13 protein-coding genes, 1 tRNA gene and 7 pseudogenes are annotated in these 20,388 nt (G+C 29.8%); 10 read left to right on the top strand and 11 right to left on the bottom strand.

Features of this window, described 5'->3' with window-relative positions; all coding sequences use genetic code 11:
- Positions 1-26 precede the first annotated feature (26 nt).
- Entirely contained in the window at positions 27-653 is a 627-nt protein-coding gene (locus tag ACZ1HD_RS14800) for a 4'-phosphopantetheinyl transferase family protein (protein ID WP_375240504.1), read from the bottom strand.
- Positions 654-716: 63 nt separating this feature from the next.
- Here ACZ1HD_RS14800 and ahcY point away from each other — a divergent pair, with 63 nt between their 5' ends.
- Entirely contained in the window at positions 717-2,030 is a 1,314-nt protein-coding gene (gene ahcY, locus ACZ1HD_RS14795; RefSeq protein WP_079737404.1) for an adenosylhomocysteinase, read from the top strand.
- Positions 2,031-2,275: 245 nt separating this feature from the next.
- Positions 2,276-3,082, top strand: coding sequence for a DNA/RNA non-specific endonuclease (locus ACZ1HD_RS14790; RefSeq protein WP_472687893.1), 807 nt, complete (start codon positions 2,276-2,278; stop codon positions 3,080-3,082).
- Positions 3,083-3,157: 75 nt separating this feature from the next.
- On the opposite strand, the gene ACZ1HD_RS14785 is transcribed toward ACZ1HD_RS14790, so the two are convergent.
- From ACZ1HD_RS14785 to xrtF, 7 genes and pseudogenes are all read right to left on the bottom strand, one after another.
- A complete protein-coding gene (locus tag ACZ1HD_RS14785) occupies positions 3,158-4,087 on the bottom strand; it encodes an AEC family transporter (RefSeq protein WP_472687892.1) in 930 nt (309 codons plus the stop codon).
- 181 nt (positions 4,088-4,268) lie between these two features.
- Positions 4,269-5,380, bottom strand: a pseudogene (locus ACZ1HD_RS14780) (pyridoxal phosphate-dependent aminotransferase).
- 408 nt (positions 5,381-5,788) lie between these two features.
- Positions 5,789-6,055: a heavy-metal-associated domain-containing protein gene (locus ACZ1HD_RS14775; protein WP_472687891.1), complete on the bottom strand. Its 267-nt coding sequence runs from the start codon at positions 6,053-6,055 to the stop codon at positions 5,789-5,791.
- Between the two features lie 148 nt (positions 6,056-6,203).
- Positions 6,204-8,365, bottom strand: a pseudogene (locus ACZ1HD_RS14770) (TonB-dependent receptor).
- Between the two features lie 187 nt (positions 8,366-8,552).
- A complete protein-coding gene (locus ACZ1HD_RS14765) occupies positions 8,553-8,921 on the bottom strand; it encodes an HYC_CC_PP family protein (protein ID WP_472687890.1) in 369 nt (122 codons plus the stop codon).
- A 120-nt stretch (positions 8,922-9,041) separates the two neighbouring features.
- Positions 9,042-9,397 (bottom strand): annotated as a pseudogene (locus tag ACZ1HD_RS14760) (exosortase F system-associated membrane protein); the annotation flags it as partial.
- Between the two features lie 76 nt (positions 9,398-9,473).
- Complete coding sequence (gene xrtF / locus ACZ1HD_RS14755) at positions 9,474-9,869, bottom strand: exosortase family protein XrtF (protein ID WP_472687889.1); 396 nt, start codon at positions 9,867-9,869, stop codon at positions 9,474-9,476.
- A gap of 115 nt (positions 9,870-9,984) precedes the next feature.
- Between xrtF and ACZ1HD_RS14750 the strand changes: the two genes are divergently transcribed.
- From ACZ1HD_RS14750 to rodA, 8 genes and pseudogenes are all read left to right on the top strand, one after another.
- Positions 9,985-10,437, top strand: a complete 453-nt coding sequence (locus ACZ1HD_RS14750; RefSeq protein WP_340932377.1) for a GAF domain-containing protein — start codon at positions 9,985-9,987, stop codon at positions 10,435-10,437.
- An 86-nt stretch (positions 10,438-10,523) separates the two neighbouring features.
- Positions 10,524-10,649 carry a hypothetical protein gene (locus ACZ1HD_RS14745; RefSeq protein WP_302849546.1) on the top strand — a complete coding sequence of 42 codons (126 nt, stop codon included), beginning with the start codon at positions 10,524-10,526 and terminating at the stop codon, positions 10,647-10,649.
- A gap of 250 nt (positions 10,650-10,899) precedes the next feature.
- Positions 10,900-12,428: pseudogene (gene purH / locus ACZ1HD_RS14740) on the top strand (bifunctional phosphoribosylaminoimidazolecarboxamide formyltransferase/IMP cyclohydrolase).
- A 92-nt stretch (positions 12,429-12,520) separates the two neighbouring features.
- Complete coding sequence (locus ACZ1HD_RS14735) at positions 12,521-13,531, top strand: rod shape-determining protein (protein WP_472687888.1); 1,011 nt, start codon at positions 12,521-12,523, stop codon at positions 13,529-13,531.
- A gap of 68 nt (positions 13,532-13,599) precedes the next feature.
- Positions 13,600-14,220, top strand: coding sequence for a rod shape-determining protein MreC (mreC, locus tag ACZ1HD_RS14730; RefSeq protein ID WP_472687887.1), 621 nt, complete (start codon positions 13,600-13,602; stop codon positions 14,218-14,220).
- Positions 14,221-14,367: 147 nt separating this feature from the next.
- Positions 14,368-14,871, top strand: a complete 504-nt coding sequence (gene mreD, locus ACZ1HD_RS14725; protein ID WP_472687886.1) for a rod shape-determining protein MreD — start codon at positions 14,368-14,370, stop codon at positions 14,869-14,871.
- Positions 14,871-16,759, top strand: a pseudogene (gene mrdA / locus ACZ1HD_RS14720) (penicillin-binding protein 2). Before mreD ends, mrdA begins: the two are co-directional and overlap by 1 nt.
- A pseudogene (rodA, locus tag ACZ1HD_RS14715) lies at positions 16,740-18,017 on the top strand (rod shape-determining protein RodA). The pseudogenes mrdA and rodA overlap by 20 nt, the downstream one beginning before the upstream one ends.
- A gap of 382 nt (positions 18,018-18,399) precedes the next feature.
- On the opposite strand, the gene rpsT reads toward rodA, so the two are convergent.
- From rpsT to proS, 3 genes and pseudogenes are all read right to left on the bottom strand, one after another.
- Positions 18,400-18,651, bottom strand: coding sequence for a 30S ribosomal protein S20 (gene rpsT, locus ACZ1HD_RS14710; RefSeq protein ID WP_077810216.1), 252 nt, complete (start codon positions 18,649-18,651; stop codon positions 18,400-18,402).
- A 33-nt stretch (positions 18,652-18,684) separates the two neighbouring features.
- Positions 18,685-18,756: transfer RNA gene (locus ACZ1HD_RS14705), tRNA-Glu, on the bottom strand.
- A gap of 105 nt (positions 18,757-18,861) precedes the next feature.
- Positions 18,862-20,339, bottom strand: a pseudogene (gene proS, locus ACZ1HD_RS14700) (proline--tRNA ligase).
- Between the last annotated feature and the right edge of the window lie 49 nt (positions 20,340-20,388).

The raw sequence follows: 20,388 nt of genomic DNA, 5'->3' as shown, positions 1-20,388 counted from the left end.
ACTTTATTTCTTCACAATAACGATAATTAATAAGCAAACACGCAGGTAAAACCATCAAACTCTAAAAACTCTATGTTGTAAGAGAATTCTTCGCCATCATATCTAATAGCTCCTGTTGTTTTTTGATCTTCAAACTTAAAATCTTCAATATAAATATTATGTAAAAACAGTAATTTTTTCTTTCCGTAGATTTTATATAAACTTTCTTTTGCACCCCAAACTATGGTTAATTTGCTTACCAATGCATCATGATTTGCAATTGTTTTATATTCTTCTATTGGTGTAAATTTATGTGCAATTTTTAAAATTTTGTCTCGTTGCATTTCAATATCTATCCCAACATGAAGTTTATCAGAAATTATCAAGCCAGAAAAAGTAAAAGAATGCGTAATCGAAATGTATTTACCATCTTTTAAATGCGGTTTTCCAAATTCATCATACATTAAATCTTCATCTCTATAACCAACCTCTTTAAGTAAGTGCCTTACACTTAAAAAACCTTTTTGATGCAAATCAGATTTCATGCTCTCTAAACGAGTTCTACTTTTTGGGGTTAGTAAAACGTTCTTATTTAATTCGTTAAAAGATTCATCAATCTTCCAGATTAGTACTTTGGTGTTATTATTTACCGTTAAACTTTTGTAAAGAGGCATACTTTTTTAAAATGGATGTCGTAACTTTGTAGTTCGAAAAATTAGAATATAAATATACATAATATGAGCACAAAAATAGCTTACGTACCAAATAAAGTTAAAGATATTTCTTTAGCTGCATGGGGAAGAAAAGAAATTTTATTAGCTGAAGCAGAAATGCCAGGGTTAATGTCTTTAAGAGAAGAATATAAAAATGAGCAGCCATTAAAAGGAGCTAGAATTGCAGGATGTTTGCACATGACAATTCAAACAGCTGTTTTAATAGAAACTTTACAAGCTTTAGGTGCAGAGGTTACTTGGAGTTCTTGTAATATTTTTTCTACGCAAGATCAAGCTGCTGCTGCAATAGCAGAAGCTGGTACTGCGGTTTATGCTTGGAAAGATATGACAGAAGAAGAGTTTGACTGGTGTATAGAACAAACTTTATTTTTTGGTGAAGACAGAAAACCATTAAATATGATTTTAGATGATGGTGGAGATTTAACAAACATGGTGTTAGATAAATATCCGGAATTAGCAGACGGAATTAACGGTTTATCTGAAGAAACTACAACTGGTGTTCACAGACTTTACGAAAGAGTAAAAAACGGAACGTTACCAATGCCAGCAATTAATGTAAACGATTCTGTTACAAAATCTAAATTCGATAACAAATATGGTTGTAAAGAATCTGCAGTAGATGCAATTCGTAGAGCAACAGATATTATGTTAGCTGGTAAAAGAGTAACAGTTTGTGGTTATGGTGATGTTGGTAAAGGTACAGCAGCTTCTTTTAAAGGTGCTGGTTCTATTGTTACTGTTACAGAAATAGACCCAATTTGTGCATTACAAGCTGCAATGGACGGTTTCGAAGTAAAAAGATTAGAAACTGTAGTTGCAAATTCTGATATTATTATTACAACAACTGGTAATAAAGATATTATTCAAGGGCGTCATTTCGAAGCAATGAAAGACAAAGTTATAGTATGTAACATTGGGCATTTCGATAACGAAATTGATATGGCTTGGTTAAATAAAAACCACGGTAACACAAAAGATACTATAAAACCACAAGTAGACAAGTACGTTATAGACGGCAAAGATATTATTGTTTTAGCAGAAGGACGTTTAGTAAACTTAGGTTGTGCAACTGGGCACCCAAGTTTTGTAATGTCTAATTCTTTTACAAACCAAACTTTGGCTCAAATAGAACTTTGGACAAATGCAGACGCGTATAAAAACGATGTGTACATGTTACCAAAACATTTAGATGAAAAAGTTGCAAAATTACACTTAGCAAAAATAGGAGTAGAGCTTACAGAATTAAGAGACGAGCAAGCTTCTTATATTGGTGTAACTGTAGAAGGACCATTTAAGCCGGAACATTACAGATACTAATAAAAGACAACGTTTTGTCGTTACTAGAAATAAATGACAAAACAATTTTTTAAAACTCAAAACTCTCTCATTAATTTGAGAGAGTTTTTTATTTTGGGCGTTTTAACAGGCTTTCACTACTCGCTTTTTTTCGTTCCTCAAAAAGAGCTCAAACAAACCGTTCAATCCTTAACGCATACTTACTTGCCTAATTTTAACATTCTTTCATACCTTTACAGTTATTAAGAATTTTAAACAAACCAATCTTGACAAAGAAGAAAATACTCTCTATTATAGCAGTTGTTATTTTAATTGCAGTTCTAGGTTACGAACAGTTTTTAGACAACCAAAAAGAAGATTTTATAATTGAAGAAGGTAAAAAACCAAAAGCAGCAACAAATCAATATTTTTTGCCAACAAGTACTACAAATCAAGTAGTGCATCATCAACACTACTCTTTATCTTATAGCGAAAAACACGAACAAGCAGAATGGGTTGCTTACGAATTAAAAGCATCAGATTTAAGTAGAAATAATTTTAAAAGACCTTATTTTGAAATAGATAATGCAGTAAAAACAAAAGCAGCACATTGGCGTAATTACAAAAATTCGGGTTATGATAGAGGTCATTTATGTCCTGCCGGAGATAGAAAGTTTACAAAAACAGCGCACGACGAAACATTTTTAACAAGTAATATCAGTCCGCAAAAACATGCATTTAATGCTGGTATCCGGAATCGGTTAGAACAAAAAGTACGTTATTGGGCAAGGAAAAACGATGGTGTTTTTGTAATAACAGGCGGTGTTTTAGAAAACAATTTACAAACAATTGGAAGCGAAAATGTAGCTGTGCCAAAAAAATTTTATAAAGTAATTTTAGACAAGACGAATAGCAAAATAAAAATGATTGCTTTTTTAGTACCACATAAAGACTCGAAGTTACCATTGTATAAATTTGTTGTTTCTGTAAATAAAATAGAAGCATTAACAGGTATCGACTTTTTTAAAGAACTAGAAGATGGTTTAGAAGAAAGGTTAGAAAGTTCTAGTAGTTATAAAAACTGGAGTTTTTAACTAAAAAAAACCTTTCAAATATAAATTGAAAGGTTTTTTTAGAACTTATAAAGTATAAATAATTATGTTATTTATCTACAGAAAGTTGAATTTCACTTTTTTTAAACTCACTTTTTTATTAATCTTTAGATATATAGGATACAAAACACCTATAAAAAACAGGATGCCACATAGTATAAAAATGTTGCTAGTTTTAGCAAAAGTATCTCCAGCAGTTAAAATTCCTAAGATTAATAATACAGAAATTGGTAAAGAAAGTGCTAATATTGATAATGCGAAATTGATATCAAAAGTTCTTTTAACCGTTTTTTCTTTGGTTTCTTTTAAATGTATTGCAGAAATATGAGCAAAAGGCCAAAAGCTAGCAGAACTTAATCCGAAAGCAATCATTACTAAAATATCTTTAGTAACAGTTAAGTCTGCAAAAGAAATTACGGCAGCAATTAATAAAAGGGTAAACGAAGCCCTTAAAAGCAATAAAGAAAACAACTGAAAGAATTGTTGTTTTTTAATTTTAACCGCCAAACCAATAAAAAGCAATACCAAAGGCGTCATTATAAAGCTTAGTCTACTTAACGTCATCGATAAAAAATTCGGAATTTTATCTAAAGTAATTCCAAAAGAAACTAATACCAATGCAACAATTATAAAAATGTTTACAGGTTCGTATAATAAAGCTTTTAAAAGACCTTTAAGTTTTGTTTTTAACGAGTTTGCTTCGAAGTCTGCATTGTTATAATGCCATTTTAATGCTACTAAATAAAGTAAAAAAAGCACAAAAAATTTATTTCCTAAATCTGCCATAGCAGCTTTTGCTAAATATCCATCACCTAAGAATTCTAAAATAAAAGCAAAGCAAGAAAGTCCAGGGGCCAAAGAAGGTATTAAAAGTTTAGCACTTCTACCTTTATCAGAATTAGGGTCGACACCAATAATTTTTAATAACAACGGTGTAACCGCAAAAAGTATTACATTAAAAGCTAATGCTAATAATGGAAATAACACCAGGTTGCCATCAATTTTAACTTTTAATAAAGCAATAAAAATAGTTGCGGGTAATGCAAGTGTAAGAATTATTTTTTTAATCCATTGGTTTCATCGCCTACAGAAATTTTCTTTTTAAGATGATTCCTATAATTATAAAGAGAATAAACGAAATAGATTTTTCTAAAGCACCATCCATATACTAGACAAATATTTCTGTCATAGCATTAGTGAATTTCTTCATTTCATCCATAGTACCAATACTTACTCTACACCAATTTTTGTCCCTGAATTTAAAAGATTTTACGGCAACATTTTTTGCGTAAATTTTCTTTAGAAATGCTCTTCCTTCCATAGGTATTTCAAAAATTAAAAAATTGGTTTCAGAAGGCAAACAAGAAAAATTGTTTTCTTTTAAGTATGTAATGGTATAATTTCTAGCATCGGTAATTTTTGTTTTACAAGAATCTAAAAATTCTTGATTGTCTAAGCTAGAAGATGCTGCAGCAATAGAAGGACCGGTAATTCCCATTCCGCCACGTGTAATTTCCCTAATAATATCTAATGTTTCTTTTTTACCAATTGCATAACCAACTCTTAAACCTGCCATACCATGTATTTTAGAAAAAGTTCGGCAACAATTACGTTTTTACCTTCTGCAACTAAAGTATTCATAGAGTCTCTTAAGCCATTTTTAGATAATTCTAAATAAGCTTCGTCTACAAAAACGGGTACTTTTTCTGAAACTCTACTACAAAAATCTCTTAGTTTTTTAGCATCTGTAATAGAACCCGTTGGGTTGTTAGGGTTGCATATATAAACTAGCTTAGTGTTTTCATCTATTCCTGCTTCCATAGCATCTAAATCATGCTGAGAGTCTTCTAATAACTTGTATGACTTCCAATTACCACCAACAGATTTAGCAACAACAATTAAAGACATATAACTTGGATCTGCACTTATAACGTTACCACCATTTTGAAAGAAAACCATGGCAACTTTTTCTAATAAATCTGAAGAACCAGGTCCCATTAAAATTTGATTGGTTTTAATGCCTTCGTTTTTAGCTATTTTTTCTTTTAATCCGCCTAAAGATTTCCAAGAATATCTATTTCCTCCAAAAACTTCATTTTGAAATGCTTTTACTGATTTTGGCGGTGGCCCATAAGGATTTTCGTTAGACCTTAATATTGTTAAAGAAGCTTCTTCTTTAACTAATGGTGGTGTATATTCATTAAAATAATTATTAGAACTGTATAAAAAAGTACTGTTGTTTTTTTGAGCGTTAGCAACATTGCTGCTCCGAGATATCATGAGGTACTAATGCCAATGCGCCAAGAGTTAATGATCCTTTTTTTAACCATTCTCTTCTACTAAAATTTGTTGAATTCATTTGTTTGTGTTTTATAAAAAGTTGACCTTACTAAGTTATAAAACTTTTAATTTTTTGAAGTATGGAATATTTAACAATAATCATAATTAATTAAATTTATTGCAATAATATTCTCTTAAAATCAGTTTTTAATAATTTAAATTTATTAAAAATTCAATTTTGTTGTAGATAATGTATTCTGATATTGGGTTGAAATATTTAAAAATTAGCTAAGAGATTTATATATAAAGTTTATTGTTAAGTTAGTTGAAACATATTGTAATCTTAGTTCTAGGTGAATTGTTTGTTACAAAAAAAAGCTTCATTTATATAAATGAAGCTTTTTTTTATTACTGTTTTTTCAGCTCGCCGTTATGATCTTCTATAATTTTACTGTCTCTATATTTACAACAAGGATGCACAGAGTTGTATGCTTCATCTGTTGCTTTAAAACCTTTTATATCATGGCCCACATTTGCGATGTTTTGTTTTAAAGTATCGACAGGAGTTTTTCGTTCATCTAATATTACATTAATTTGATGCGTTTTAACATCCCAAATAGCAAACTTTACACCTTTTGTTTTTAAAGCTGCTGTTTCTATTCTTTTTTTACACATACCGCAAATACCGTCTACAGTAAAACTTACTTTTGCATTTTTCTTTTTTCTTTTTTAACGTCTTGTGCTTGTGCAGAAAACCCAATTAGAAATAGACTGAATGCGAATATTATTTTTTTCATTTTTTATTAATTTTTTATAGAGTTTGTTATATTATTTTAAATCGTAAACCTGCATAAATTGTTCTACCAAATATTGGTGAGTATACTATTGTAGTATCAAAATTCGGTCCAAAAGGATTATCGTTACCTAATACAGGGTTTTCTTGTTGCACATTTGTTAGGTTTTCTCCACCAAAATAAATTTCAAATTTATTTGAAAAGACTTTGGTTATTTGAGAGTTTAATAAACTATAATTATCTGCATATTCCGGTAATCGATATTGGATAGGATTGTTTGCAGTATTAGGCAAACGTTGCTTACCAATTGCATTATAAGTTATATCAAACTTCCATTGATTTCCATTTTCTTTAGCAACTGTTTCGTAAGATAAGTTTGCGAAAAAACGATCTTTAGGCTGTATAGGTTTCTGCAGATTACCGTTTTTATAATCCGTAGAAATATCAAAATACTTATATGCGGTTCTTAAGTTTAAATTTTTAGCCAATTCGTAATTTACTTCAACTTGAAAGCTGTCTGCAATACTTTTTCCTGTTAAATTGTAAAATGAAATTGCTTGCGGATTTTCCCAATCTACAACAACTTTATTGCTAAAGTCTGTTCTGTAAAAATCAAAAGTAATATCTCCTTTATTGTCAAGCAAATTAAACTTTTGTAGATATGAAACTCCGAAATTCCATGCAGTTTCAGCATTTAATCCATAGAAATTCCCACCAATATCATCTATGTTTATTTGTCTAGAACTTGCAAATAATTGCTGATTTTCGGCAAAAATATTAGCACTTCTTTTTCCTCTACCAGCAGAAGCTCTAAAAACTCCTTTTTCCCAAGGAACATATCTTAGGTGAACTCTAGGTGTAATAAATGTGCCTAATAAATTATGTGCATCTACTCGAATACCTGCGGTTACACTAAAGTTGTCTAAATTGTCAAAAGCATATTCAAAAAATGCTCCGATAGAATTTTCTTTTCTTTTATAATTTGTGGTGTTTACAAGTTCTTCAAAGTTATCATAAGTAAAGTTGATACCTGTTTTAAATTTTGATCTTGTATCACCAATAATAGAGTTAAAAAGTAAGTTAGAGTATAAACTTTCCTGTTTGATATCATATATATTTAAACCAAAATAAGAGTCTTGTTGATGATTGCTATAAGCTAATTGTAAACCAAAACTTTGAAACGGTAATTCCGGAAAGACATATCCAATTTTTGCAGAGGTTTCAAAACGTTTGGTGTCTATTTCACTTCCCCAAGCATTGGTTGTAGCTTTATCTGTTTCTGGATTAAAATTAAGTTCTCCTGTTTGTTTTTCATCATTTAAATAACGAACATTTAAGAAACTAACCCAACCATTTTGAGCATCTGTATATTGCCAACGGTTCATAACATTTATTTGATTTGATAAAGGTGCGTCTAAGAAATTGTCGTTGTTTTTGTCAAATTTCTCTCCTCTATAATTACCATGAATGTATAAACCGGTTTGCCATTTTTCTGAAACCCTTTTATTAAAATGTGTGTTTAATTCTAATCTACCGTTAAGAGAACTGTATGCATTTAGAAAGAAAGCATTGTCAGAAAAAGGTTTCACTAATTCTGCGTTTATTTGTCCGAAATACTTTCGTAACCATTAACTACAGATCCGGCTCCCTTTGTAATTTGAATACTTTCTACCCAAGTACCTGGCGTAAAAGTTAAACCAAAAGCTTGTGCTGCACCTCTAATAGAAGGAATGTTTTCTTGCATTATTTGTAAATACGGACTTTTTAGTCCTAACATTTGAATCTGTTTTGTGCCGGTTAAAGCATCAGAAAAACTAACGTCTATCGACGGATTTGTTTCAAAACTCTCTGCTAGATTGCAACAAGCAGCTTTTAGAAGTTCATCGTTATTTACCGTAAAACTGTTTGCAGTTGCAAATAAAGATTTTTGAACAGCATCTCTTTTACTTTTAATTGTAATTTCGGCTAAGTTGCTTTCTGGTGTAATGAAATGATGAATTGGTGTTAAGTCTAATACTCTAATTGTATCTGTTTTGTAGCCAATATAACTAACAACTAGTTTTTTATATTCTTTTTTATAAGGTATCGTAAACCAACCTTTTTCATTAGTTATAGCTCCGATATTTGTGTTTAACCAGTTTACAGTTGCCCCTGTAACACCTAAATTATTTTTAGGATTTTCTCTGTCCATAATCATTCCTTTTAAATTGTTTTGAGAAAGAATAATTATCGGAAATAGTAGCATAAGACCACTAAGTATATTTTTTTCATTGATATGTGACTTTATTAAAATTAAAACTTTACTTCATAAATGAAGTTTTTAGTAAGAATTAGAATAAAATCAAATTAAAAAGGTTTGGTATAAAACCAAGAAGTTTTTATCTGTATCTCGGCGGATACGGATTTTTATGATAAATCTTAACAAAGTCTTTTGTAACAAATAAACTTTTATAAGAAGTTAAAAATGAAGTTAAGAAAAATTGTTTGCTAAAATCTAATTGTTTGTCAGAGTTTACTTGTAATTCATCTTGACCTTCGATTTTATGTTGTTTATCAGAACAGCAATCTTTCATAGCTATAGAAAGATCATTTGTCATGTCTGTTTTACAAACTTCAGCTTCACCTGTGTAAGAAATGTCTACAATAAAATCACCACAATAATGCGCTTCTACCGTAAAAGAAAAGGTAGAAAATAGTACTAAAAATGCTAGAGAAAAAGCGGTTATTTTAGTTAGATATTTTTTCATTTCTGATGCAAATTTACAATAAGAAACACAAAAAATTTAGTTAAATTATCGATTACTTAATTTTTGAAAGTAAAATGCAGGTAAAAGTATCAGTAAAAATAATGGATGAATAATAAATCTTCTGATGTAAAATGGTAATAAATATCCGGATTGAAATTGATCTCTAAGTAAAAGAGAAAAATGATAATTAAAATTAAAAAAGCTGTCATTAAGAAAAAGCCAGTAAACTTTACATAATCTTTTCTTTCAAAAATAACCCAAATAATTGCAATTGTAATTACAGAATTTAAAACATATCTAAAAAGCATATCTACAATTAAAGACCAAATATTTAGATTAGGCATATTTGTGTATAAATAATCGTTTTTAAAATAAGCAATTAAAGGATCGTAAAATAATTCCGCAGAAAATGCTCTCACAACAAATAATAGAGAAACAAAAAGAAAAAGTAATATTATTTTTATGTACCTATTCATCGTTTATAGTTGCTAAATTTATTAACCCAAATTACCCAAAGTAAAAATACTGTACCATAAATTAATGCTGGAAAAACTAAATTGTGCAAAAATTCTTGTTTTTCGGATATTTATAAATCATTACTGCAAGAAAAGCAATTCGAGCAATATTTATAACATAAATAAATAGACTACCTAAAACAGAATAAATTATAGTGGCTTTTAAAGAACCCGCAAAAGCAACAATAAAAGCAACAAATAAAATAATAATGCTTACAGAGTTGCAACCTTCTATAACCCTAGCGGTGTATTTACCGTGAATTAATAATTTTACAGAAAGCTCTTCTTTATGCTGATATGCGCCAGAATCATAACCAAAAAAATCTAATAGATCTACCGTTTGATCTGCAACAATAGTTGTTATAGAAGCCGTTTTAAATTGGCCTACTTTTGTTTGTGATCGTTGTAAGTAAGACGAGTAAATTGCGAACAAAATAAAGTATGTTGCAAAAAACTTAATTAAAAAAAGACTACATTTTTATGTTTTTTCACAATATAAAATGATTTAATTTTGCAATTTACAATTATGCATAAACGAATATACAAAAATGGATATTAATATATTAAAAAATAAAGTAGAAAGCATTATTGCTTTAGAAGAAAATGTAGCTGTTAAGTTACAAGCTATTTGCGATTTGTTAGAACAAGAAATTTCTTACTACGATTGGGTAGGTTTTTATTTTAAAAACGGAGATAAGAACGAATTAAAATTAGCGCAATATACAGGTGAAGAAACAGAGCATATAATTATTCCTTTTGGAAAAGGTATTTGTGGGCAAGTTGCTGTCTCTAACGAAAACTTTGTTGTACAAGATGTTTCTGAACAAGATAATTACATTTCTTGTGGATGGAAGGTGAAATCAGAAATTGTAATACCTATTTTTGTAAACGAAGAAAATATTGGTCAAATTGATATAGATTCGCATACGGCAAATACTTTTACAGAAAAAGATGAAGAGCTTTTAGAGTTTGTATGTAGCAAAGTAGCAACTATTTTATAGGATAGTTGTTACTTAAGGATTTTTTTATATTTGTTAACAACATTTTATTATTTATAGTATTTCTATAATCATTAAATCCCTAACTGATGAGAAAAGAACATTTTACCTCTGTTGCTAATAGCGACAATTCAACTAATTTTATAGAGAAAAAACAATCATGGACCCACATGTTTGTGCAATGGTTTCATAACTTTTTAGAAACTGCAGAGTAATAAAAGCCCTAAAAACTTACTAAATACCCTAAAATGAAAAAAATTACCCCTAATTTTTTACTAAAAATTTTATATTCAACAAAAAAAATCAAGATAGAAGAGTGCCTAGAGATTATACCGCACTTGTAGAGAGTTTTAAATCGAAAGTGCAAGTAAACTAGTTGTTAATTACTTGGTTTTTGTTACTATCTTTTTATTGTCTTTCAAACTTGGTTTTACTAAATTTGCGTGCTTAACAACACAACATTAGATGAGCACTTCAAAAACAATCAAATCCGCATTAATTTCAGTATTTCACAAAGATGGTTTAGAGCCAATTGTTAGAAAATTAAATGAACTTAATGTAACTATTTACTCTACAGGAGGAACAGAAAAATTTATTAAAGATTTAGGAATAAATGTAGTACCTGTAGAAGATGTAACTTCTTACCCTTCAATTTTAGGAGGAAGAGTAAAAACCTTACACCCAAAAGTTTTTGGAGGTATTTTAAATAGACAAGATCACGAAGGTGATGTTGCAGAACTTAAAGAGTATAACATTCCGCAAATAGATTTAGTAATAGTAGACTTATATCCGTTTGAAAAAACTGTTGCATCTGGTGCGCCAGAACAAGATATTGTAGAAAAAATTGATATTGGTGGTATTTCTTTAATTAGAGCATCAGCAAAAAACTTTAAAGATACTTTTACAGTTTCTTCTATGGATCAATACGATGCTTTTTTATCTATTTTAGATGAAGGAAACGGAGAAACTACTCTTGAACAAAGAAAGAGTTTTGCAGCAAAATCTTTTAATATCTCTTCTCATTACGATACAGCAATTTTTAATTACTTTAATGCTGATGAAACTCCAGCCTTAAAAGTTAGCGAAACAAATGCTAAGGTTTTACGTTACGGAGAAAATCCACATCAAAAAGGATACTTTTTTGGTGATTTAGAAGCTATTTTCGATAAATTACATGGTAAAGAATTAAGTTACAATAATTTGTTAGATGTTGATGCTGCAGTAAATTTAATAGAAGAATTTAAAGGAGAAGCACCAACATTTGCAATTTTAAAACATAATAATGCTTGTGGTTTTGCGCAAAGAGAAACTATAAAACAAGCTTATGTAGATGCGTTAGCAGGAGATCCTGTTTCTGCTTTTGGCGGAATTTTAATTGCTAACACAGAAATTGATGCTGCAACTGCAGAAGAAATTCATAAATTATTTTGCGAAGTTGTAATTGCGCCTAGTTATTCAGAAGAAGCTTTAGCAATTTTAAAAGGTAAAAAGAACAGAATAATTCTTGTGCAAAAGAAGTTGCATTGCCAACAACAACTATTAGAACTTGTTTAAATGGTAATTTAGTGCAAGATAAAGATAGTATTACAGATAAATTAGAAGATTTAAAGTACGTTACAAACAATAAACCAACGCAATCTGAGTTAGATGATTTATTATTTGCGTCGAAGTTATGTAAAAACACAAAATCGAATACAATTATTCTTGTAAAAAATAAGCAATTATTAGCAGGAGGAACAGGGCAAACAAGTAGAGTAGATGCTTTAAATCAAGCTATTGAAAAAGCAACTTCTTTTAAATTTGATTTAAAAGGATCTGTGATGGCTAGTGATGCATTTTTCCCTTTTCCTGATTGTGTAGAAATTGCAGATAAAGCAGGAATAAAAAGTGTTATTCAACCAGGTGGTTCTATTAAAGATCAACTAAGTATAGATTATTGTAATGAAAATAATTTATCGATGGTAATGACAGGAACAAGACATTTTAAACATTAATAAATTATTAAGTTTACAGAGAGATTTTTAGTAGCTTTGTAATACTTACTTTAAATAATACATTAAAGATATTTTATGGGTTTTTTGATTTTATGACGGAAGATATTGCGATTGATCTAGGAACCGCAAATACGTTGATAATTCACGACGGAAAAGTGGTTATAGACAGTCCTTCTATTGTTGCTAGAAATAGAATTTCCGGTAAAATAATTGCAATTGGTAAAGAAGCCAATTTAATGCAAGGAAAAACCCATGAAAATATCAAAACAATTCGTCCGTTAAAAGACGGAGTAATCGCAGATTTTCAGGCTTCTGAAGAGATGATTAAAGAGTTTGTAAAACAAATTCCGTCAATCAAAAAGAAGTTATTTCCACCAGCACTTAGAATGGTAATCTGTATTCCATCAGGAATTACAGAAGTAGAAAAACGTGCTGTTAGAGATTCTGCTAAACACATGAATGCTAAAGAAATCTATTTAATTTATGAACCTATGGCTGCTGCAATTGGTGTTGGTATAGACATTATGGAGCCAAAAGGAAATATGATTATTGATATAGGTGGTGGTACAACAGAAATTGCTGTTATTGCTTTAGCGGGTATTGTTTGTGATCAATCTGTAAAAGTTGCAGGAGATTTGTTTACAAATGATATTATGTACTACATGCGTACGCAACATAATTTACATGTAGGAGAAACTACTGCAGAAAAAATTAAAATAACAATTGGTGCTGCTACAGAGGATTTAGAAACTCCGCCAGAAGACATGTTGGTTCAAGGTAGAGATTTATTAAGTGGTAAGCCAAAACAAGTACAAGTTTCATACAGAGAAATAGCAAAAGCATTAGACAAATCTATTTTAAGAATTGAAGATGCCGTTATGGAAACTCTATCTAAAACTCCGCCAGAATTGGCAGCAGATATTTACAATACAGGTATTTATTTAGCAGGTGGAGGTTCTATGTTAAGAGGTTTAGATAAGAGACTTTCTAGAAAAACAGATTTACCGGTGTACGTAGCAGAAGATCCTTTAAGAGCTGTTGTAAGGGGTACAGGTATTGCATTAAAAGAATTAGATAAATACAAAAATGTATTAATGAAATAAAACTTTAGCGGTTTAGTATGCAGCAGCTTATTTACTTTTTACAAAAATTTAAATATTTTTTATTTTTTATGTTGCTGCAATTTATTGCTTTAGCACTTACTTTTAATAACTTAAACTTTCATAAAAGTAAGTATGTAAACTCTGCAAACTCGTTAACGGGTGGTATGTACAATAAGGTTTCTAATATTTCTGAATATTTTAGTCTAAAGCATACAAACGATATTCTTTTAGAAGAAAATACGCGCTTAAGAAACTTATTACAGCAAAAAAATATTTCAATTGTAAACCTAGATTCTACGGTTGTAGATACAATCAATTATTTTCAGAAATATACATTTTCAAACGCAAGAATTATCAATAATAATTACGCTAAAGAATTTAATTTTTTAACTATTGATAAAGGAGAACAAGATGGTGTTCAAAAAGAAATGGCTGTAATTAATAGTTTAGGAATTATTGGTATTACAGACAATACTTCTAAAAGATACGCTCGAGTTCAATCAATTCTAAATAAAAATTCTAATTTAAATGCAAGGTTAAAAAATAGCCAGTATTTTGGTTCTTTAAAATGGAATGGATTAGATTATAATACAGTACAATTGATTGATATACCAAGGCAAGCTTCTATAAAAGTAGGTGATACTATCGAAACAGGTGGTAAGTCTACAATTTTTCCGAAGGAATTTTAATAGGAACCGTTAGTAGTGTTAATAAAAACAATGCAGTAGAAAATATTATTAACGTTAAGTTATTTAATGATATGAGTAATTTAGGTAACGTTTATATTGTTAAGAATTTGCATAAAGAAGAAATAAAGAACACAGAAAATCTAGTAAATGAATAAGACAATTTTTTTCGGACTTCTGTTTGTTTTTATGATTTTGATACAAGTTTTTATTTTAAATAATATCTTGTTTTTAGGTTATGTAAATCCTTATTTATATATACTGTTTATATTTCTTTATCCATTAAATAAAAATAGATTTGTATTTCTTTTTCTGGCATTTTTATTGGGATTAATTATTGATTTTTTTTCAGATTCTGGCGGTATACACGCTTTTTCTACTTTGTTTATAGCATATATTCGCTTGTTTTTTGTAAGAGTCTATTTTAATAAATTTGAGGTAGATTTTCCTTTTTTTAGACTTAATTTAGAGCCTTTTGGTAAACGATTTAATTATGTTGTAACTTTAACAGTAATTCATCATTTTATATTATTTTCTTTTGCTAACTTTAGTATTCAAAATTTTTCGAATGTTATAATTAACACAATTTACTCTAGTATTTTTACGTTAATTATATATTTTTTGGCAACGTTTATTTTTTCTAAAAAGCAATAATGCAAAAAAGTTTATTACTTTATACTTTAATCACACTTGTGGGTTTGGTTTTTATTGGTCGATTATTTCAACTACAAATTGTTAGAGGAGAAAGTTATGATCCTATACATAACTCTGCAGTAGAAAAAAGTTTGATTATCCGAGAAGAGGTTACGTTTACGATAGAAATGGTAAGTTATTAATTGCAAACCAACTTTCTTATGATGTAATGGTGCAACCAAATAAGGTAAAACCGTTAGATACTTTAGAGTTTTGTAAATTATTAAAGATAACCAAAGAAGATTTTCACAAAAGATTTAATCGATCTGTAAATTTTGCATCTTATAAACCTTCCGTTTTTTAAAACAATTAGCAAAAGAAGATTTTGCTTTTCTTCAAGAAAAATTGCATAAGTATAAAGGCTTCTTTATACAGAAAAGAATCATTAGAGATTACCCTTTTAAATCTGCGGCAAATGTTGTTGGTTATATTAGCGAAGTTAATAATCAGCTAGCAAAAAGTAGTACGTATTACGAACAAGGAGAATTAATTGGAAAAGCTGGTGTAGAAAAGCAATACGAACTTTTTTAAGAGGAAGGAAAGGAAAAAAGTATTATAGAAAAAACAAACTTAATAATATTGTTGGTTCTTTTAAAAACGGTGCTTATGATACTTTGCCGGAAAACGGAAAAGATTTAACTTTAACTTTAGACTTAGATTTACAACAATACGGAGAAAAGTTAATGAAAAATAAAAGAGGAGGTATTGTTGCAATAGAACCAGCTACCGGAGAAATTTTAGCCTTAGTTACGGCGCCTTCTTACGACCCTAATATGATGGTTGGTAGAAAACGTTCTCCAAACTCAGTTATTTTAATGGATCCTAATAATTTAGAAAAACCAACGTATGACAGAGGTTTGAAGGCTTCATATCCTCCAGGTTCACCTTTTAAAATGATGAATGCTTTGATAGGTTTACAAGAAGGCGTTATCAATGAAAGTACTACTTTTAAATGCTTTAATGGTTACAGGTATGGTGGCAGAAAAGGTGAGTTTATGGGCTGCCATTGTAATATTTATAACAGACCAATTAGTCTAAAAACAGCAATAGCTAAATCTTGCAACAGTTATTTTTCTAATACCTACAAAAGAATTGTAGAAAAAGATAATAAACCTTCAGAAGGATTAGATAGTTGGGCAAATCATGTAAAAAGTTTTGGATTAGGAAATTATTTGGGTTATGATTTACCTCAAGGAAGTCCTGGTTTTATTCCGGTAGGTAAATATTATGACAATGCGTATCGATATTCTTGGAATGCATCTACAAATATTTCTAATGCAATTGGTCAAGGTGAGGTTCAAACAACACCAATTCAGTTAGCTAACTTTACAGCGGCAATTGCAAATAGAGGCTATTTTTATACACCGCATATTCTAAAAAAGTTAATAATCAACCAATAGACAATCCTAATTTTACAAAAAAGAAAGTAACTTCTATAAATAAAGAATATTTTGATCCTGTTGTTGAAGCAATGCATGAAGTTTTTAAAACAGGAACAGGAAGTGGCGTAAAAGTTAAAGGGATTGATATCTGTGGAAAAACCGGAACTTCGGAAAATTATGCGGTTGTAGACGGTAAAAGAATTAAGTTAGAAGACCATTCTATATTGGTCGCATTCGCGCCAAAAGATAACCCTAAAATAGCAATAGCAATTTTTGTAGAAAATGGTGGATATGGTTCTAGAATTGCGGCTCCTATTACTAGTTTGATGATAGAGAAATACCTTAACGGAAAAATATCAGAAGCAACTAAGTATAGAGAAACAAATATGCTAAACATCAGTTTAAAATCTGAATATGATAAATTAATACCTAAAACAGAAGAAGAAATTGCGTCAGGAACGAAATAATATTTTTGCAGGTATAGATTGGTTATTAGTATTACTATTTGTTGTTTTGGTCGGTTTTGGTTGGCTAAACATTTACTCTGCTTCTAAATCTGAAGAAGATATCCGGATTCTTAGTTTTTCTACTAAATACGGTAAACAGTTAATTTTTATTTGTCTAACAATTCCGTTAATAGTACTTATTCTTTTTTTAACTCTAAGTTTTACGAGAAATTTTCTAGTATTCTTTATATTATTTCCCTTTTATCTTTAGTTGGTTTGTTTCTTTTTGGGAAGACAATTAATGGTGCTACTTCTTGGTATAATTTTGGAGTACTTGGTTTACAGCCTTCAGAATTTGTAAAAGCATTTACAGCTTTAGCAGTCGCAAAATTATTAAGTGATAGACAATACAATTTTAAATTGGTAAAAAACCGGATAAAAGCATTTGCTATTATCTTTTTACCAGCTTTTCTGATCATTTTACAACCAGATGCAGGTTCTGCGTTAATATATCTTTCTTTCTTCTTTGTATTGCATAGAGAAGGTTTAACCTTATATTATATTATTATTGGTGTAGCAATTGTAGTTTTATTTTTACTAACCATATTATTTGGCACAACTATAGTTTTATCTTCGTTATTAGGAGTAATATCTGTTTTTACTGCTTACATTTTATACAAAGGCGGTAAACGATTTTTTCGTTTTAATTGGTATAAAATTATTGGGGTTTATCTAATAGTTACTGCGTTTGTATTAGGTTCAGGTTTTGCTTATAATAATGTATTTAAACAACATCATAGAGATCGTTTCGAAATTTTGTTAGGGCTAAAGCAAGATAATCAGGGAATCGGTTATAACTCTTATCAATCTGAATTAACTATAAGTTCGGAGGTGTTAGTGGTAAAGGGTTTTTAAAAGGAGATTTAACACAAGGTGATTTTGTGCCAGAACAACATACAGATTATATTTTTAGTGTAATAGGAGAAGAGTGGGGTTTTATAGGTAGCTCTCTTGTGATTATTCTTTTTATGCTGATGATGTATAGAATATTGTATTTATCTGAAACGCATACAAACAAGTTTGGTAGAATTTATGGTTACAGCTTAGCTTCGATACTTTTTTTCATGTAATTGTAAATATTGGTATGGTAATAGGTTTGTTGCCTACAGTTGGTATTCCTTTGCCATTTTTTAGTTATGGTGGTTCTTCTCTTTGGGGATTTACAATTCTTTTATTTATTTTTATTAGGCTAGATGCTCATAAAAAGTACGATTGGTAAACAACCTTATTAATAATTTGTAAGTCTTTTAATAACCTTATTTTGACTCTAATTTAAGCTAATTATTCTTTATTATTTCATCCTTGAAATGAACACTTATTAATTGTGAATCCATCGACGTAAAATATAATAGATTATTTAATTATTGATTTGGTTTCTGATGTTTTAGTTTGTAAAAATCTTTTATGATATCAATCTGCCAATTCAAATCATTTAATAGAACTAATTAATTCATGAAGTAGAATCATTACTTTTTGGATGTTATTTAACTAACTAAATAATAAACTCAATAGCTCTAATATATTTATCGTCTAAAAAGTAAAGCACAAAAAAACTCTGAATAAATATTCAGAGTTTTTTTAAATTCTTAAGAATTAAAATCTTACAATGCAGCTACGTGCTTAGTTAATTTAGATTTTAAGTTAGCAGCCTTATTCTTGTGAATAATGTTATTCTTAGCTAATTTGTCTAACATAGAAATAACAGTACTTAATTTTCCTTCTGCTTCTTTCTTGTCTTCTGATGTACGTAAATCTCTAACAGCATTTCTAGTTGTCTTGTGCTGGTATTTGTTACGTAATCTTTTAGCTTCGTTGCTTCTAATTCTCTTTAATGCTGACTTATGATTTGCCATAATTTCTTAATTCGTTTTTTTATTAAAACTTTGTAGTCCGTACGGGAATCGAACCCGTGTTACATGGATGAAAACCATGCGTCCTAACCCCTAGACGAACGGACCATAACAATCAATCGATATGTTTAGTATGTCTCAATTGCGGGTGCAAATATACAACCTTTTTTTACTTCTGCAACTATTTTTTAAAAAAAATGCATTTTTTTAAAATTAATATGCTTTGGCAAAAAGTACCCTTTTAGAAGACGGTTTTCCGCTAAAAACACAAACACCATTTTCTTCTTTTGCATCATTAGGAATACATCTTATAGTTGCTTTTGTAATTTCTTTAATTTTGTCTTCTGTTTCTTCTGTACCATCCCAGTGCGCAGATACAAAACCACCTTTATTTTTAATTGCTTCTTTAAACTCATCAAAAGTATCTACAGATGTTGTGTGTGCTGTTCTAAAGTCTACAGCTTTTGTAAATAAGTTTTCTTGAATTTCTTCTAAAAGATTACTTACAAAATCAGAAACATCAACTTGGTTTATTGTTTGCTTCTCTAAAGTATCTCTTCCGGCAACTTCTACAGTTCCGTTTTCTAAATCTCTTTTACCAATAGCTATTCTTACTGGCACACCTTTTAGTTCGTATTCTGCAAATTTTGCACCAGGTCTAAAAGTATCTCTATTATCAAACTTTACAGAAATTCCTTTAACTCTTAACTCTTTTACAAATACATTTACTTTTTCTGAAATTGCTTCTAATTGTTCCTCACCTTTATATATTGGTACAATAACAACTTGTATTGGCGCTAATTTTGGAGGCAACACTAAACCATTATCATCAGAGTGCGTCATTATTAAACCTCCAATTAGTCTAGTTGAAACTCCCCAAGAAGTTGCCCAAACATGTTCTTGTTTCCCTTCTTTAGAAGTAAACTTAACATCGAATGCTTTTGCAAAGTTTTGTCCTAAGAAATGACTTGTACCTGCTTGCAAAGCTTTACCATCTTGCATTAATGCTTCGATAGTTAATGTGTCTTCTGCTCCTGCAAAACGTTCGCTGTCAGACTTAGAACCTTTAATTACAGGCATTGCCATAAATTGCTCTGCAAATGTTGCATAAACTTCTTGCATTTGTTTTGCTTCGCTAATAGCTTCTGCTTTTGTTGCGTGTGCCGTATGGCCTTCTTGCCACAAGAACTCTGCAGTTCTTAAGAATAAACGAGTTCTCATTTCCCAACGAACAACATTTGCCCATTGATTAATAAGTAATGGTAAATCTCTATAAGATTGTATCCAACCTTTATATGTATTCCAAATAATAGCTTCCGAGGTTGGTCTAACTACTAATTCTTCTTCTAATTTTGCTTCCGGATCTACTCTTAATTTCCCTGGTTTATCTGGGTCATTTTGTAATCTATAATGTGTTACAACTGCACATTCTTTAGCAAAACCCTCTGCATTTTTTTCTTCTGCTTCAAATAAACTTTTAGGAACAAACAAAGGAAAATAAGCATTTTCATGCCCCGTTTCTTTAAACATACGATCTAGCTCTGCTTGCATTTTTTCCTGATTGCAAAACCATAGGGTTTTATTACCATACATCCTCTTACAGCAGAGTTTTCAGCTAAATCTGCTTTAACAACTAACTCATTATACCATTTAGAATAATCGTCTTCCCTTTTTGTTAAATGTTTACTCATAATTAAAAGTTTGGCACAAATATTGTTACCTTTAAAGTGAAATTTATGT

Source organism: Polaribacter sp. HA6-7, from assembly GCF_055693625.1.
This window is presented reverse-complemented; position numbering and strand designations above follow the sequence as displayed.

Bases quoted from the DNA above. Each gene is read 5' to 3' on its own strand.
- ACZ1HD_RS14800 (WP_375240504.1), bottom strand. From the start codon at position 653: ATGCCTCTTTACAAAAGTTTAACGGTAAATAATAACACCAAAGTACTA.
- ahcY (WP_079737404.1), top strand. From the start codon at position 717: ATGAGCACAAAAATAGCTTACGTACCAAATAAAGTTAAAGATATTTCT.
- ACZ1HD_RS14775 (WP_472687891.1), bottom strand. From the start codon at position 6,055: ATGTGTAAAAAAAGAATAGAAACAGCAGCTTTAAAAACAAAAGGTGTA.
- ACZ1HD_RS14765 (WP_472687890.1), bottom strand. From the start codon at position 8,921: ATGAAAAAATATCTAACTAAAATAACCGCTTTTTCTCTAGCATTTTTA.
- ACZ1HD_RS14750 (WP_340932377.1), top strand. From the start codon at position 9,985: ATGGATATTAATATATTAAAAAATAAAGTAGAAAGCATTATTGCTTTA.
- ACZ1HD_RS14745 (WP_302849546.1), top strand. From the start codon at position 10,524: ATGAGAAAAGAACATTTTACCTCTGTTGCTAATAGCGACAATTCAACT.
- ACZ1HD_RS14735 (WP_472687888.1), top strand. From the start codon at position 12,521: ATGACGGAAGATATTGCGATTGATCTAGGAACCGCAAATACGTTGATA.
- mreC (WP_472687887.1), top strand. From the start codon at position 13,600: ATGTTGCTGCAATTTATTGCTTTAGCACTTACTTTTAATAACTTAAAC.
- mreD (WP_472687886.1), top strand. From the start codon at position 14,368: ATGAATAAGACAATTTTTTTCGGACTTCTGTTTGTTTTTATGATTTTG.
- rpsT (WP_077810216.1), bottom strand. From the start codon at position 18,651: ATGGCAAATCATAAGTCAGCATTAAAGAGAATTAGAAGCAACGAAGCT.